Here is a 14,594-nt window from a genome sequence, read left to right on the forward strand (position 1 = left end):
GGACAATTTGGCAGTTTCCCGCCAATGGTCCGTTTACACAAAATTCTGCACACCCTCTGCCTTGCGGTTGTATAGATCGCGGATGGCTTTGGCGGAAGGTGCCAAGTCGCCTTTGTCATTCTTGGCGGCGTGGCCGATATGTAGCTCGATGGCGTCACGGTGAAAGCGCATGGCTTCGTTGAGGGCGGATGTCATGGTGGTGCGGAAACCGTGGAGGCATTGGTCAGTACCGGTGCTGTAGCCCATAGCACGGATGGCGTTGTTGATGCCTGTATTGGAAACCGGACTGCCAATACGGCCACCGGCAAAGACGAAGGTGGCATGTTCGTTAAATCCCTGCACCTGCTGCATTACCTCTATGGCCTGGCGACTCAGAAAAATCATGCGAGGCCGGCCCATTTTTTCCCCGCGATAGCTATAGGCTACACCTTCTATGGGGTCGCGCTCTGGGGGGATAGTCCACAAACCTTCTTCTAGGTTGAACTCCTCCCAGCGTGCAAAGCGGATCTCGGATGATCTGGCACCTGTCAGCAAGGCAAAGCGCAGGAAGAGTTTGATGATCAGCAGGCAATCCACAGAACGCAGTTTTTGCAGTAGCTGTGGCATGCTTTCTAGGGGTAGGGCCGCCTTGGGGGTGCTGACGATCACCGGCAAGATACCATTGCGGCCAGTAAGGCTGGATACCGGATCATGCTGAATACGGCTGGTACGCTTGGCATGCTTCATCACGCTGCTAATGTGCTGTAGCACGCGAGCAGCTGTCTGCTGGTGTCCTTGCTTGCTCAGTTGATCTACAGGCTTGCGTAGTAATGCCTCGTTCAGTGTTTCAACGGGAAGCCGGCCGATGTGGGGAAAGATATGTTTACGCAACTGGCTGGCAATTCGTGTACTGGTGACGGGTTTAATGTTCTTCACCCGGCAGTGTTCTTCTAGCCATTCCAGGGCAACCACTTCAAACGTGGACTCTTGGGCACGTTTGCCTGCCTCTTTGTTTAGCTTGCGTTCTATGGCTGGATCTTTGCCTTGCCTGATGCTCTCACGACACACGTCCGCAGCCAGACGTGCTTGCTTCAGTCCAAGCTGTGGATAGTCGCCAAGCCATATCTTGATTCTTTTGCCGTAGAGGCTGCTGACAAAACGCCAGCGTTTGCGCTCTGCTGTGATGACTAGCCAGAGTCCGCGACCATCCCGAAGATTTGACTCCGTCTTGCCTACTTCGAGCTGGGCATTGCGACACTGGATGTCTTTGAGCAGTGCCATGCCAGTGCTGTTATCTGTTGCCATAAAGAAGTACCCCCATCTGTTCCCCCGTAACATAGCATGGGGGTACAAATGGGGGTACGTTTTTGTGTAGATGTGATTGGTTGTCAAGAGACTATCATGGACACTAATCTCTCTATTGGCCTTGAAAAATAGGCCAACGTAGACAACCTAGAACAACTTTGAAATATCCTTCGCGTCCCAGTGCGGGAAGTGCTTGCGCACCAGCGCGTTGAACTCGATCTCGAACGCGCGCAGGCGGGCGAGGTCGCTCTGGTCCTGGCTGGCGCTGTCCGCTGCTACCGCGCCGCGGATCATGCCGGCGCCGGCGGTGCCGTTGGACAGGCGGTCGATGACGATGAAGCTGCCGGTGGCGCGGCAGTCTTTATAGGCGTCGAACACCACCGGCGCGGTGAAGGCGATGCGCACCAGGCCGATCTCGTTCAGCTGCAGCTTTTCCGCCTCGAAGGCGTCCAGCGTGTTGACGTCCACGCGGTGCACGATGCGCTCGACACGGCCGGTGACGTTCTTGCCGGCCAGCTTGAAGCCGTAGTCCTTGCCTACCACCAGCGGGTTCTCGTCCATCCACACCAGGAGGGCCTCGATCGCCTGGCTGACCGTCGGCGCCGTCTCGTCGGCGCGCACGATCATGTCGCCGCGCGAGATGTCGATCTCGTCGGCCAGCGTCAGGGTGATGGCCTGGCCGCTGCGTGCCATGTCGAGCTTGCCCTCGTACACCACCACGCTTTCCACCGTGCTCTGTTTGCCGGACGGCAGCGCGACGATGCGGTCGCCGGGGTGGATCTCGCCGCTGGCCACGGTGCCGCAGAAGCCGCGGAAGTCCAGGTTCGGGCGGTTCACGTACTGCACCGGCAGGCGGAAGGCGCTCTGCGCCACGTCGTGGTCGATCTCGACGCTGTCGAGGATGCCCATCAGCGTCTGGCCGCCGTACCACGGCGTGCGCTCGCTGGCCGTGACCACGTTGTCGCCGCGCAGCGCCGAGATCGGCACGAAGCGGATGTCGGCGATGTCGAGGTTGGCCGCAAAGGCGAGGTACTCGTCGCGGATGCGATTGAACACCGCCTCGTCGAAGTCCAGCAGGTCCATCTTGTTGATGGCCACCACCACGTGCTTGATGCCCAGCAGGCTGACGATGTAGCTGTGGCGGCGGGTCTGGGTCTGCACGCCGTAGCGGGCGTCGATCAGGATCACCGCCAGGTTGCAGGTGGAGGCGCCGGTGGCCATGTTGCGGGTGTACTGCTCGTGGCCCGGGCAGTCGGCGATGATGAACTTGCGGCGGTCGGTGCTGAAGTAGCGGTAGGCGACGTCGATGGTGATGCCCTGTTCGCGCTCGGCCTGCAGGCCGTCCACCAGCAAGGCGAGGTCGATCTCCTCGTCGGTGGTGTTGTACTTTTTCGAGTCGCGCTGGATCGCCGCCAACTGGTCTTCGAAGATCAGCTTGGAGTCGTGCAGCAGGCGGCCGATCAGCGTGGATTTGCCGTCGTCGACGTTGCCGCAGGTGATGAAGCGCAGCAGGTCCTTGTTTTCGTGTTGCTTCAGGTACGCCAGGATGTCGCTGGCGATCAGGTCGGATTGGTGTGCCATGAGCGTCGTGCCTTGCATCAGCAAGGTTGGCCGCATGCGGCCAACCTTTGAACATTCGGTAGGGGGAGAGGGCGGCTTAGAAATAGCCTTCCATCTTCTTCTTCTCCATCGAGCCGGAGGAGTCGTGATCGATCACGCGGCCCTGGCGTTCGGAGGTCTTGGTCAGCAGCATTTCCTGGATCACTTCCGCCAGCGTGGTGGCTTCCGACTCCACCGCACCGGTCAGCGGATAACAGCCGAGGGTGCGGAAGCGGACCTTCTTGGTCTCGATCTTCGCCTTTTCCTCGTCGCTGAGGTACTGCAGGATGCGCTCGTCGTCGATCATGATCAGCGTGCCGTCACGCTCGATCACCTTGCGCTCGGCGGCGAAGTACAGCGGCACGATCTCGATGTTCTCGAGGAAGATGTACTGCCAGATGTCCAGCTCGGTCCAGTTCGACAGCGGGAACACGCGGATCGACTCGCCCTTGTTGATCTTGGCGTTGTAGATGTTCCACAGTTCCGGACGCTGGCTTTTCGGGTCCCAGCGGTGGTTCTTGTCGCGGAAGGAGTATACCCGCTCCTTGGCGCGCGATTTTTCCTCGTCGCGGCGGGCGCCACCAAAGGCGGCGTCGAACTTGTACTTGTTCAGCGCCTGCTTCAGGCCTTCGGTCTTCATCACGTCGGTGTGCTTGGCACTGCCGGCGGTGAACGGATTGATGTTGGCGTCGACGCCTTCCTGGTTGACGTGGACGATCAGGTCCCAGCCGTATTCCTTCGCCTGCTTGTCGCGCAGCGCGATCATGTCCTGGAATTTCCAGGTGGTATCCACGTGCATCAGCGGGAACGGCGGGCGGCCGGGGGCAAAGGCCTTTTGTGCCAAATGCAGCATCACCGCCGAATCCTTGCCGATGGAGTACAGCATCACCGGGTTGTCAAACTCGGCGGCGACTTCACGGATGATGTGGATGGACTCGGCTTCAAGTTGCTTGAGGTGAGTCAGCCTCTCCTGACTGATATTCATCTTTGCGCTCAATTCTCTGGCTGTTGGCATCGTCGGCAGCGTCCCTGCCGTGCCGGGGATTCCGACAGTTGAACTGTACCGGAGCGCGGACGCAGCCAGAAAGACTGATTTTATATATCAATATGCGATATCGAGAGCAAAAAGAATGGCAAGGCGGGAATATCGAGGTGGAAACAAAAACACCACCCGAAGGTGGTGTTTTTACTGAATCTGGCGTCCCCACGGGGAATCGAACCCCGGCCGCCGCCGTGAAAGGGCAGTGTTCTAACCGCTAAACTATAGGGACGCTGTGATGGTGCACCCGGAGCGATTCGAACGCCCGACCCTTTGGTTCGTAGCCAAATACTCTATCCAACTGAGCTACGGGTGCAACTTGGCGTCCCCACGGGGAATCGAACCCCGGCCGCCGCCGTGAAAGGGCAGTGTTCTAACCGCTAAACTATAGGGACGCTGTGATGGTGCACCCGGAGCGATTCGAACGCCCGACCCTTTGGTTCGTAGCCAAATACTCTATCCAACTGAGCTACGGGTGCACTGTTCTCGTTTGCTGTCGCTTGCGAGAGACGCGAACTATACGGATGCCGCCGCCGCCTGTCAAGCCAAGGGCGGCAATTTCTTTTGCCGGCCGTGCCTTGTGCGGCGGCAATGTGTCATTGCCGTGCGGTACGGGTGTTGTCCGGCACCACGGCGGCCGGGTCGTTGCTGCGCCACGGGTTGATGTCCAGCCCGCCGCGGCGGGTGTAGCGCGCGTACACGGTGAGCTTGCTCGGCGCACAGGCGCGCAGCACGTCGACGAAGATGCGCTCCACGCACTGCTCGTGGAATTCGTTGTGCTGGCGGAAGCCGATCAGGTAGCGCAGCAGCGTCTCGCGGTCGATCTGCGGGCCGGTGTAGCTGATGGCGACGCTGCCCCAGTCCGGCTGGCCGGTGACCAGGCAGTTGGATTTCAGCAGCTGCGAGGTGAGCACCTCGCTGACCACGTTGGCCGCATCGGCCTGGAGCGCGTCCGGGCAGGGGGCGTAGTTGTCCACTTCGATGTCCAGCTCGTCGATGCTCTCGCCGGCCAGCTCCACGATCCGCTCGCGGCCGAACTCGGCCGGTGACAGCAGGCTCACCGTCACCTTGCCGCCGGCGGCGTTGGACAGGTCCAGCTCCAGCTGCGCCGCCACCTGCTGCCAGCTGGCGATGCGGGTCTGGTTATAGCTGTTGAGGTACAGCTTGAACGACTTGGATTCGATCAGCCGCGGGCTGTCGGCCGGGATGCGGAAGGTGGCGATGGCTACCTGCGGCTTACCCTTGCCGCTCAGCCACGACACTTCGTAGCCGGTCCACAGGTCCACGCCGGCAAACGGCAGCGCGCACTCGACGACGCCGATCTCGTCGCGCTTTTGCTGGCGCGCGATCGGGAACAGCAGGCTGGCGTCGTAGTGGTCCTGATAGTCCGCCTTCTTGCCCAAGGGCGAGAATTCCGGGGTGTAAGTCGGGTTCATGGTCATTCCTCATGCTGCGGCCGAACCGACAAGGTTGGCCGCAAGACTGGCTGCCGCCCCGTGTATCGACGGGGTGGCGTTATCGTTATAGTGCGCGGCGCATGAACTGGCGCGGGCGCATGCCCATGGCGAACAGGCTGCCGAAGTAGGCGCCGGCGCCGGTCAGCACCAGCAGCGTCAGCCACAGCGCGCGCTGCCAGCTGCGGCCGTGCCAGTCGATGCTGAAACCGTACTGGATGGCCAGTAGCGCGCCGGCCATCACCGCGCAGGCCAGCAGCAGCCTGGCGATGAAACCGCCCCAGCCAGCATCCGGCTGATAGATGCCGTGCTTCTTCAGCTGGTAGTAGAGCAGGCCGGCGTTCAGGCAGGAGGCGAGGCCGATGGACAGCGCCAGGCCGGCGTGCGCCAGCGGGCCGATGAACACCAGGTTCATCAGCTGGGTGGCGATCAGCGTGGTGATGCCGATCTTTACCGGGGTCTTGATGTTCTGCCGCGCGTAGAAACCGGGCGCCAGCACCTTTACCACGATCAGGCCGGTGAGGCCGACCGCGTAGGCGATCAGCGCTTGCTGCGTCATCAGCGCGTCGTGGGCATTGAACTTGCCGTACATGAACAGGGTGGCGATCAGCGGCTTGGACAGCACTGCCAGCCCCACCGCCGACGGCACTGCCAGCAGCAGCGACAGGCGGATGCCCCAGTCCAGCAGGTGGCTGAATTCCTCGCGCGCCTCGTCGCCGCGCGCGGCGTACTTGGACAGCGAGGGCAGCAGGATGGTGCCCAGTGCCACGCCCAGCACGCCGGTGGGGAATTCCATCAGCCGGTCGGCGTAGTACATCCACGACACGCTGCCGGAGGCGAGGAAAGACGCGAAGATGGTGTTGATCACCAGCGACACCTGCGCGATGGATACCCCCAGAATGGCCGGGCCCATCTGCCGCACCACGCGCCACACCGCCGCATCGCGCAGCGCCAGTCTTGGCATCGGCAGCATGTCCAGTTTCTTCAGGTGCGGCAGCTGGTAGGCCAGCTGCGCGATGCCGCCGATGAACACCGCCCAGCCCAGCACCAGCACCGGCGGGTGGAAGTACTTGGTCAGCAGCAGCGCGCACAGGATGAAGGACACGTTCAGCAGCGTCGGCGTGAACGCCGGCACCGAGAAGCGGTTCCAGGTATTGAGCACGCTGCTGGCCAGCGACGACAGCGAAATGAACAGGATATAAGGAAAGGTGATGCGCAGCAGGTCGCTGGTCAGCGCCATCTTGCCGGCATCGTCGGCAAAACCGGGGGCGGAGATCCAGATGATCCACGGTGCGGCCAACATGCCCAGCGCGGTCACCGCCGTCAGCACGATGGTGAGGGTGCCGGTGACGTGCGACAGGAACAGCCGGGTGGCCGCTTCGCCACGCTGCTCCTTGTACTCCGCCAGCACCGGCACGAAGGCCTGCGAGAACGCGCCTTCGGCGAAAATGCGACGCAGCAGGTTGGGCAGCTTGAAGGCGACAAAGAAGGCGTCGGTGGCCATGCCGGCGCCGAAAACACGCGCGATGATGGCGTCGCGCACGAAGCCGAGCACGCGCGAAACCAGGGTCATGCTGCTGACTTTTGCCAGTGCTTTGAGTAAATTCATGCTTTACCGAACGGGTTGATGACGCTTTTATCGAGGGCCGTAGTTTACGCGGGAGGTATTGTTGTTGCAAAACGTGATCTTAGGCCTTAAAATCCGCCGTTTCAGATTCAGCTCATCAGGAGAATTCCATGGCTAATAGCGCACAAGCTCGCAAGCGTGCACGCCAGGCCCTTAAGCAGCGCGCGCACAACGCAAGCCTGCGTACGGCCTTCCGTACCGCCGTTAAGAAAGTGATCAAAGCAATCGAAGCCGGCGACAAGGCAGTAGCAAACACTGTGTTCCTCGCTTCCGTTAAAGTGATTGATCGTCTGGCTGACAAAGGCGTGTACCACAAGAACAAGGCCGCTCGCCACAAGAGCCGTCTGTCTGCCCACATCAAGGCCATGGCTGCCTGATCCGGGTTTGACGCAAGAATACGCAAAGGCTCCGCAAACGCGGAGCCTTTTGCGTTTCTGCGTGGTCTACCGTGCTTTGTTTCTGAATTGCGGGTGAGTCGATGAAGTTGTTGCCGCCAGTGTTGTTGCTGTTAGCCAGTCAAGTCCATGCCGACGAGTTGCTGTCACCGTTCCGGCACTGCCGCGCCATCCTGGCGGACGCCGAGCGCCTGGCCTGTTTTGACGCATTGCTGCCACCGGCGCCGTTGCTGCTGCCGTCGGAGCTGTCGGCCGCACCGGCAAGCCCGCCGCCGGCGACAACGTTGGCCGCAAACGAGCTGCCGCAGCTGGACGCGGCGCCGCTGACGGCCGACGCCGCCACGGCGCCGCCCGCGCCGCGCTTCTCCGCCTCGGGCCTGGCCCGGCAGTGGGATCTGGACGAGGACAACAAGCTGGGCACCTTCGTGCTGCGTGCGCACCAGCCGACCTACATCCTGCCGCTGTGGCAGCTGTTCTCGCCCAACTCGCAGCCGTCGTCGCCGACGCAGGAACCGGTGCGCCTGTTCGGCACCAAGCTCAACAATGTCGAAACCAAGTACCAGCTGTCGTTCAAGAGCAAGCTGTGGCAGAACGTGCTCGGCACGCCGGCCGACCTGTGGTTCGGCTACACCCAGCAGTCGCACTGGCAGATGTACAACAAGGGGCAGTCGTCCCCGTTCCGCGAGACCGACTACGAGCCGGAAGTGATGCTGACCACGCCGCTGCCGGCGCACTGGACGTGGCAGGGCTGGCGCTTGCGCATGGCCGGGGTCGGCGTGGTGCACCAGTCCAACGGCCAGACCGACCCGCTGTCGCGCAGCTGGAACCGGGTTTATGTGATGGCCGGTGCGGAGAAGGGCAACCTCAGCCTGACCGGGCGCTGGTGGTACCGGCTGCCGGAATCCCGCGCCACCGACGACAATCCGGACATCACCCGCTACATGGGCCGCGGCGACGTGCAGGCGGTATACCGCTGGAACGATCACACCCTCGGCGGCCGCGTGCGCTACAACCCGCTGCACGGCAAGGGTGCGCTGCAGCTGGACTGGACCTTCCCGGTGGCCGGGCGGCTGCGCGGCTATGTGCAGGGCTTTTCCGGCTACGGCGAAAGCCTGCTCGACTACAACCACCATTCGCGCGGGGTCGGTATCGGCCTGATGCTGACCGACTGGCTGGCCAACTGAGGCGCGATGGCAGAACGCAAGCGGCGGGCGGCGGAGTGATCCGTCGCCCGCCGCTTTTATCTGGGTGCGGGCTTACAGCTGCACGTCGCCGCTGAGTAGCGCGGCGGCCTCGCGCGCCATTTCGCCTTCCTCGTCGGTGGCGATGACATAGGCGTGGCGGGTGCTATGCGGGGTGGTGATGCGTTGCGAGCGGGCAAGGTTGGCCGCAAGGTCGACCTCGAAGCCGAGCCAGGACAGCTGCTTCAGGATGCGGGCGCGGATCTCCGGCGAGCGTTCGCCGATGCCGGCGGTGAACACCACCGCGTCCAGCCCCTTCATCGCGGTGGCCAGCGACGCCACTTCGCGCGCGGCACGGTAGCAGAACAGCTCGATCGCTTCTTTTGCCGCCGGCTCCTTGCTGGCCAGCAGCTCGCGCATGTCGGCGGACAGACCGGAGACGCCGAGCAGGCCGCTGCGCTTGTACAGCTCCTGCCGCACCTGCGCGATGTCCATGCCTTCGTGTTCCAGCCAGTACAGCACCACCTCCGGATCGAGGTTGCCGGGGCGGCTGCCCATCATCAGGCCATCGACCGCGGAAAAGCCCATGCTGGAGGCGATGCTGCGGCCGTCGTGGATGGCGCAGGCGCTGGCGCCGCTGCCGAGATGGCAGACCACCACGCGCTGGCTGGCCAGCGCCATGTCGCCCAGCCGTCGCGCGATGGACGCGTAGGACAGGCCGTGAAAGCCGTAGCGGCGGATACCCTGTTCATGCCAGTGGCGGGCGATGCCGAAGCGGGTGGCGACCTCGGGTTGGCCGCAATGGAAGGCGGTGTCGAAGCAGGCGATCTGGGTCAGCTTGCTGTCCAGCCGCGCAAAGGCGCTCATCACGGCCAGGCTGGCCGGCTGGTGCAGCGGGGCCAGCGGGATCAGCTCCGCCAGGTGGTCGACCACTTCCGGGGTCAGCACCACCGGGCTGGTGTAGCGGTCGCCGCCGTGCACCACGCGGTGCGCCACCGCTACCGCTTCCAGCCCCTTGTCGGCGAGGACGTTGAGCACGGCCGCCACCGCCTCGTCGCGGCCGCTGCCGGCCAGCGTCACCCGCGTCTGGCGGCCGCCGTAGTCCAGCTCCAGGCTGGCGCCGGCGGCACCGAAACGGTCGACGAGGCCGCGTGCCAGCAGTTGCACGCCGTCCGGCTGGTAGGCGCGGAATTTCAGCGTGGCGGAGCCGGCATTGACGGCGATAAGAGCCTTGCCCATTGCTTATCCTTTTCTGCAGGCGGCAAAAACGTTGGCCACCGCCGCCGAGGCCAGCCGTCCGGCCGCATCATCGGCACGGCTGGTCAGCACGATGGGCACCCGGGCACCCATCACGATGCCGGCACTGGCGGCGGCTGCCAGATAGGTCAGCTGCTTGGCCAGCATATTGCCCGATTCCAGGTCCGGCACCAACAGGATGTCGGGCTCGCCGGCCACCGCCGACTCGATGCCCTTGGTGTTGGCCGCCGCGTGCGAGATGGCATTGTCGAAGGCCAGCGGGCCATCGAGCAGCGCGCCGCGGATCTGGCCGCGGTCGGCCATCTTGCACAGCGCCGCCGCATCCAGCGTGGCGCGCATTGCCGGATTGATGGTCTCTACTGCCGCCAGGATCGCCACCTTGGGCTCTGCCACGCCGAGGGCGCGGGTCAGGTCGATGGCGTTCTGGCAGATGTCGCGCTTGGTCATCAGGTCCGGCTCGATGTTGATGGCGGCGTCGGTGATGAACAGGTAGCGCGGGTAGCTTTCCACCTTCATCACGAACACGTGGCTGATGCGGCGGTCGGTACGGATGCCCTTGTTGCGGTCCAGCACCGCGCTCATGAACTCGTCGGTGTGCAGGCTGCCCTTCATCAGGCTGTCGGCACGGCCATCGCGCACCAGCGCCACCGCGCGTTCGGCAGCGGCGTGGCTGTGCTCGGCGTCGATCAGCTCGAAGCGGGTAAGGTCGATGTCCATGCCGGCAGCCAGCTTGAGCAGCTTGGCGCGCGGTGCGATCAGGATCGGGGTGGCGATGCCGTGCTCGGCGGCTTCGGCTGCGCCCAGCAGCGCTTCCGGGCTGCAGGGATGGGCCACCGCCATCGGCTGCGGGCCGTTGGCGGTGGCTTGGCTGATGATGTCGTTAAAGGCGTGTGTGTCGCGGATCATGATGTCAGTCCTCAGGCCATGATGTTGAAGCCGCCATCGACATAGGTGACCTCGCCGGTCAGCGCGCGGGCAGCGTCGGAGACCAGGAAGGCGCACACATTGCCGACATCTTCAATATCGACCAGGCGGTTTTGCGGCGCGCGGGCGATGGCGTCGTCGATCAGCTGGTCGAAGTGGGCGATGCCGCTGGCGGCACGGGTCTTCAGCGGCCCGGGCGAGATGGTGTGCACGCGTATGCCTTTCGGGCCCAGCTCGTGCGCCATGTAGCGCACGCTGGATTCCAGTGCTGCCTTCACCGGCCCCATGATGTTGTAGTTCTCGACCACCTTGTCGGCGCCGTGATAGCTCATGGTGATCAGCGCGCCGCCGTGCTTCATCAGCGGCTCGGCCAGGCGTGCCATCTCGATGAAGGAGTAGCAGGACACGCGCATCGCCTGCAGGAAGCCGCCCTGCGAGCAGTCGGTGACGCGGCCGTGCAGGTCGTCCATCGGGCAGAAGGCGATGGAGTGCACCACGAAGTCGAACTGGCCCCAGGTTTCGCCGATCGCAGCGAACACCTGCTCCAGCTGGCCGTCCGTCTGTACGTCCAGCGGCAGGATCAGTGTTGCGGCCAACCCTTCGGCCAGCGGGCGCACGAATTTTTCCGCCTTGTCGTTGAGGTAGGTGATGGCGACGTCGGCACCCTGTTCCCGCATGATCCTGGCGCAGCCGTAGGCAATGCTGTGTTCGTTGGCGATACCGACAATCAGGCCGCGTTTGCCGGCCAGCGGCAGGTGGGATGGGCTCATGCTGATCAACTCCTGTTAACTAGGGTAAGGATGGCGCTGGCGGCAAAGCATCGCGCCGTGATGTTGCAATGCGGTGACGTGCGCGTTTTCCATTCGCTCCGGCAGTCGGATATAATCGCCGGTTTGCCTGGTGTACTACTTGATCGCCGGCAGTTGTGGCCCCATTATGTTGCGGGGCGTGGATTGCAGCCGTGCTGCTGCGCTGCAATATCCGGTCGCATTATGTCATTGTCTTTGTTTGTGGAGCACTAAAACATGCCGATTTATGAATACCGTTGTGATACCTGTGGCGTGCAGAACGAACATCTGCAGAAGATGAGCGATGCGGCACTGACCGTTTGCCCGTCCTGCGGCAGCCAGAGCTATGGCAAGGTACTGACTGCGGCCGGCTTCCAGCTCAAGGGCAGCGGCTGGTACGTCACCGATTTCAAGAACAGCGGCGGCGCCCCGGCCTGTGGCAGTGGCGGCTGCGGAAGTGGCGGATGTGCCTGACATACCGATGAAACATATCAAGATGACGCTGCGCGGCTACCTGATTGCCGGTTTGCTGATCTGGCTGCCGATTGCCATTACGCTGTGGGTGCTGAACCTGATCATCGGCACCCTGGACCAGACCATCAACCTGCTGCCGCGCGGCCTGCGTCCGGAAAGCCTGTTCGGCTTCGACATCCCCGGCCTCGGCGTGGTGCTGGCGTTCGCGGTGCTGCTGGGCACCGGCTTCATGGCGGCCAACGTGCTGGGCCAGCGCCTGCTCGATCTGTGGGAGCTGGTGCTGACGCGCACGCCGGTGGTGAAAACCATCTACAACAGCGTGAAGCAGGTCAGCGACACCCTGCTGTCCGACTCCGGCCAGGCCTTTCGCAAGGCGCTGCTGGTACGCTTTCCGCACCAGAATGCATGGACCATCGCCTTCCAGACCGGCGCCCCTTCCGGCGAGGTCAAGCAGCAGCTGGGCGAGGGCGAGTTCATCAGTGTCTACGTGCCGACCACACCGAACCCGACCTCCGGCTACTTCATCATCGTGCCGAAGCAGGACACGCGCGAACTGGACATGTCGGTGGACGCGGCACTGAAATACGTCATTTCCATGGGCGTTGTCGCACCCGGTACCCCCGATAGTGAAAAACGCAAGTAAAATGCGTGATTGATTGCACTCAGCAGAGGCCGCTCGTCCCGCCTCTGCCTTTGTTTTTATTAAAAGAATCTTCGAAATTTAAGGCTAAAAGGCTTCTGCATGAGAACCGACTACTGCGGCTTGATTGATAAAAAATTTCTCGGCCAGACCGTTACGGTCAAGGGCTGGGCCCATCGTCGTCGCGACCACGGCGGCGTGATCTTCATCGACCTGCGCGACCGTGAAGGCCTGGTGCAGGTGGTGATCGATCCGGACACCCCGGACGCGTTCCAGACCGCCGACAGCACCCGCAACGAATTCGTGCTGGCGATCACCGGTATCGTGCGCGAGCGCCCGGCCGGCACCGCCAACAGCAAGATGATCTCCGGCGAGATCGAGATCCTGGCTAAAAACATCGAGATACTGAACAGCGCGGCCACGCCACCGTTCCAGATCGACGACGAGAACCTGTCCGAGAACGTGCGCCTGACCAACCGCGTGATCGACCTGCGCCGTCCGGCGATGCAGAAGAACCTGCGCCTGCGCTACAAGGTGGCGATGGGTGTGCGCAACCACCTGGACAAGCAGGGCTTCATCGACATCGAAACCCCGATGCTGACCCGCTCCACCCCGGAAGGCGCCCGCGACTACCTGGTGCCGTCGCGCGTGCATCCGGGCGAATTCTTCGCGCTGCCGCAATCACCGCAGCTGTTCAAGCAGCTGTTGATGGTGGCCGGCTTCGACCGCTACTACCAGATCACCAAGTGCTTCCGTGACGAAGACCTGCGTGCCGACCGCCAGCCGGAATTCACCCAGATCGATATCGAGACCTCGTTCCTGAACGAGGACGAGATCATGGACATCACCGAAACCATGGCGCAGGAAATCTTCCGCGACGTGATGGGGGTGGAGCTGGGCAAGTTCCCGCGCATGGCCTACAACGACGCGATGTTCTACTACGGTTCCGACAAGCCGGACCTGCGTGTGTCGCTCAAGTTCACCGAACTGACCGATCTGATGAAGACCGAAGAGTTCAAGGTGTTCCGTGGCGCCGCCGACATGCCGAACGGCCGCGTGGTCGCCCTGCGCGTGCCGGGCGGTGCCGCGCTGTCGCGCAAGGACATCGATGACTACACCCAGTTCGTCGGCATTTACGGCGCCAAGGGTCTGGCCTACATCAAGGTCAACGACAAGAGCAAGATCACCAACGACGAAAGCAGCGGCCTGCAGTCGCCTATCGTCAAGTTCCTGTCGGTTGATGCGCTGAACGAAATCATGGCGCGTACCGGTGCCGACAACGGCGACATCATCTTCTTCGGCGCCGACAAGGCGAAAGTCGTCAACGAGGCCATCGGCGCGCTGCGCATCAAGATCGGTCACGAGCGCGGCGAAGCCGGCGGCTATTTCGTCAAGGAATGGCGCCCGCTGTGGGTGGTGGACTTCCCGATGTTCGAGCACGACGAGGAAGCCGACCGCTGGACCGCCTGCCACCATCCGTTCACCAGCCCGAAACCGGGCCACGAAGACCTGATGGACACCGATCCGGGTGCCTGCATCGCGCGCGCCTACGACATGGTGCTCAACGGCTGGGAAATCGGCGGCGGTTCGGTGCGTATCCACCGCGCCGACATCCAGGAAAAGGTGTTCGCCGCGCTGAAGATCAGCCCGGAAGAACAGCAGAACAAGTTCGGCTTCCTGCTGGATAACCTGAAGTTCGGCGCGCCGCCACACGGCGGCTTGGCCTTTGGCCTCGACCGTCTGGTGACGCTGATGTGCGGCGCCGAGTCGATCCGCGACGTGATCGCGTTCCCGAAAACGCAGCGTGCGCAGTGCCTGCTGACCAATGCACCGAACGCGGTGGACGAGAAGCAGCTGAAGGAACTGAACCTGCGCATGCGCCAGAAGGCCGAGCCGGCTGTCTAAAGGTTGGCCGCAAGGCAGCAACAGCAA

General features: G+C 62.8%; 13 protein-coding genes and 4 tRNA genes. 5 read left to right on the forward strand and 12 right to left on the reverse strand.

Annotated elements, in window-relative coordinates; all coding sequences use genetic code 11:
• Positions 1–33: 33 nt before the first annotated feature.
• From IE083_RS12285 to murJ, 9 genes are all read right to left on the reverse strand, one after another.
• Complete coding sequence (locus tag IE083_RS12285) at positions 34–1,260, reverse strand: tyrosine-type recombinase/integrase (RefSeq protein ID WP_229799739.1); 1,227 nt, start codon at positions 1,258–1,260, stop codon at positions 34–36.
• Between the two features lie 171 nt (positions 1,261–1,431).
• Complete coding sequence (gene cysN / locus IE083_RS12290; RefSeq protein ID WP_189353953.1) at positions 1,432–2,865, reverse strand: sulfate adenylyltransferase subunit CysN; 1,434 nt, start codon at positions 2,863–2,865, stop codon at positions 1,432–1,434.
• Positions 2,866–2,941: 76 nt separating this feature from the next.
• Positions 2,942–3,868, reverse strand: coding sequence for a sulfate adenylyltransferase subunit CysD (cysD, locus tag IE083_RS12295; RefSeq protein WP_047967822.1), 927 nt, complete (start codon positions 3,866–3,868; stop codon positions 2,942–2,944).
• A gap of 211 nt (positions 3,869–4,079) precedes the next feature.
• A tRNA-Glu gene (locus IE083_RS12300) sits at positions 4,080–4,154 on the reverse strand.
• A 7-nt stretch (positions 4,155–4,161) separates the two neighbouring features.
• Positions 4,162–4,238, reverse strand: a tRNA-Arg gene (locus IE083_RS12305).
• Positions 4,239–4,242: 4 nt separating this feature from the next.
• Positions 4,243–4,317, reverse strand: a tRNA-Glu gene (locus IE083_RS12310).
• A gap of 7 nt (positions 4,318–4,324) precedes the next feature.
• Positions 4,325–4,401: transfer RNA gene (locus IE083_RS12315), tRNA-Arg, on the reverse strand.
• A gap of 117 nt (positions 4,402–4,518) precedes the next feature.
• A complete protein-coding gene (queF, locus tag IE083_RS12320; protein WP_268245136.1) occupies positions 4,519–5,358 on the reverse strand; it encodes an NADPH-dependent 7-cyano-7-deazaguanine reductase QueF in 840 nt (279 codons plus the stop codon).
• Positions 5,359–5,443: 85 nt separating this feature from the next.
• Entirely contained in the window at positions 5,444–6,985 is a 1,542-nt protein-coding gene (murJ, locus tag IE083_RS12325) for a murein biosynthesis integral membrane protein MurJ (protein ID WP_189353956.1), read from the reverse strand.
• Between the two features lie 128 nt (positions 6,986–7,113).
• Between murJ and rpsT the strand changes: the two genes are divergently transcribed.
• Together rpsT and IE083_RS12335 are read left to right on the forward strand one after the other, a co-directional pair.
• Positions 7,114–7,380: a 30S ribosomal protein S20 gene (gene rpsT, locus IE083_RS12330; RefSeq protein ID WP_047967825.1), complete on the forward strand. Its 267-nt coding sequence runs from the start codon at positions 7,114–7,116 to the stop codon at positions 7,378–7,380.
• 119 nt (positions 7,381–7,499) lie between these two features.
• A complete protein-coding gene (locus IE083_RS12335; protein WP_229799740.1) occupies positions 7,500–8,582 on the forward strand; it encodes a phospholipase A in 1,083 nt (360 codons plus the stop codon).
• 72 nt (positions 8,583–8,654) lie between these two features.
• On the opposite strand, the gene IE083_RS12340 is transcribed toward IE083_RS12335, so the two are convergent.
• The 3 genes from IE083_RS12340 to fabI are packed head-to-tail and all read right to left on the reverse strand — an operon-like array spanning position 8,655 to position 11,530.
• Positions 8,655–9,818 carry an acetate/propionate family kinase gene (locus IE083_RS12340; protein WP_189353959.1) on the reverse strand — a complete coding sequence of 388 codons (1,164 nt, stop codon included), beginning with the start codon at positions 9,816–9,818 and terminating at the stop codon, positions 8,655–8,657.
• A 3-nt stretch (positions 9,819–9,821) separates the two neighbouring features.
• Positions 9,822–10,742, reverse strand: a complete 921-nt coding sequence (locus tag IE083_RS12345; RefSeq protein ID WP_189353960.1) for a bifunctional enoyl-CoA hydratase/phosphate acetyltransferase — start codon at positions 10,740–10,742, stop codon at positions 9,822–9,824.
• Positions 10,743–10,753: 11 nt separating this feature from the next.
• Entirely contained in the window at positions 10,754–11,530 is a 777-nt protein-coding gene (gene fabI / locus IE083_RS12350) for an enoyl-ACP reductase FabI (protein ID WP_189353962.1), read from the reverse strand.
• A gap of 255 nt (positions 11,531–11,785) precedes the next feature.
• On the opposite strand from fabI, the gene IE083_RS12355 reads away from it, so the two are divergent.
• The 3 genes from IE083_RS12355 to aspS all read left to right on the forward strand — a co-directional run bounded on the left by IE083_RS12355 (position 11,786) and on the right by aspS (position 14,567).
• The gene (locus IE083_RS12355; protein ID WP_189353964.1) at positions 11,786–12,022 is read left to right on the forward strand and encodes an FmdB family zinc ribbon protein; all 237 of its coding nucleotides are present in this window, start codon (positions 11,786–11,788) and stop codon (positions 12,020–12,022) included.
• A gap of 7 nt (positions 12,023–12,029) precedes the next feature.
• Positions 12,030–12,665: a DUF502 domain-containing protein gene (locus IE083_RS12360; protein ID WP_189353965.1), complete on the forward strand. Its 636-nt coding sequence runs from the start codon at positions 12,030–12,032 to the stop codon at positions 12,663–12,665.
• A gap of 99 nt (positions 12,666–12,764) precedes the next feature.
• A complete protein-coding gene (gene aspS, locus IE083_RS12365; protein WP_189353967.1) occupies positions 12,765–14,567 on the forward strand; it encodes an aspartate--tRNA ligase in 1,803 nt (600 codons plus the stop codon).
• The last annotated feature ends 27 nt before the right edge of the window (positions 14,568–14,594 follow it).

The sequence above is a fragment of the Vogesella fluminis genome (assembly GCF_014652335.1).
In the GTDB taxonomy this organism is placed as follows: Bacteria; Pseudomonadota; Gammaproteobacteria; order Burkholderiales; family Chromobacteriaceae; genus Vogesella; species Vogesella fluminis.

Excerpts from the sequence above, each read along its gene's own strand:
- IE083_RS12285 (WP_229799739.1), bottom strand. The coding sequence starts at position 1,260 with ATGGCACTGCTCAAAGACATCCAGTGTCGCAATGCCCAGCTCGAAGTA.
- cysN (WP_189353953.1), bottom strand. The coding sequence starts at position 2,865 with ATGGCACACCAATCCGACCTGATCGCCAGCGACATCCTGGCGTACCTG.
- cysD (WP_047967822.1), bottom strand. The coding sequence starts at position 3,868 with ATGAATATCAGTCAGGAGAGGCTGACTCACCTCAAGCAACTTGAAGCC.
- queF (WP_268245136.1), bottom strand. The coding sequence starts at position 5,358 with ATGAACCCGACTTACACCCCGGAATTCTCGCCCTTGGGCAAGAAGGCG.
- murJ (WP_189353956.1), bottom strand. The coding sequence starts at position 6,985 with ATGAATTTACTCAAAGCACTGGCAAAAGTCAGCAGCATGACCCTGGTT.
- rpsT (WP_047967825.1), top strand. The coding sequence starts at position 7,114 with ATGGCTAATAGCGCACAAGCTCGCAAGCGTGCACGCCAGGCCCTTAAG.
- IE083_RS12340 (WP_189353959.1), bottom strand. The coding sequence starts at position 9,818 with ATGGGCAAGGCTCTTATCGCCGTCAATGCCGGCTCCGCCACGCTGAAA.
- IE083_RS12345 (WP_189353960.1), bottom strand. The coding sequence starts at position 10,742 with ATGATCCGCGACACACACGCCTTTAACGACATCATCAGCCAAGCCACC.
- fabI (WP_189353962.1), bottom strand. The coding sequence starts at position 11,530 with ATGAGCCCATCCCACCTGCCGCTGGCCGGCAAACGCGGCCTGATTGTC.
- IE083_RS12355 (WP_189353964.1), top strand. The coding sequence starts at position 11,786 with ATGCCGATTTATGAATACCGTTGTGATACCTGTGGCGTGCAGAACGAA.
- IE083_RS12360 (WP_189353965.1), top strand. The coding sequence starts at position 12,030 with ATGAAACATATCAAGATGACGCTGCGCGGCTACCTGATTGCCGGTTTG.
- aspS (WP_189353967.1), top strand. The coding sequence starts at position 12,765 with ATGAGAACCGACTACTGCGGCTTGATTGATAAAAAATTTCTCGGCCAG.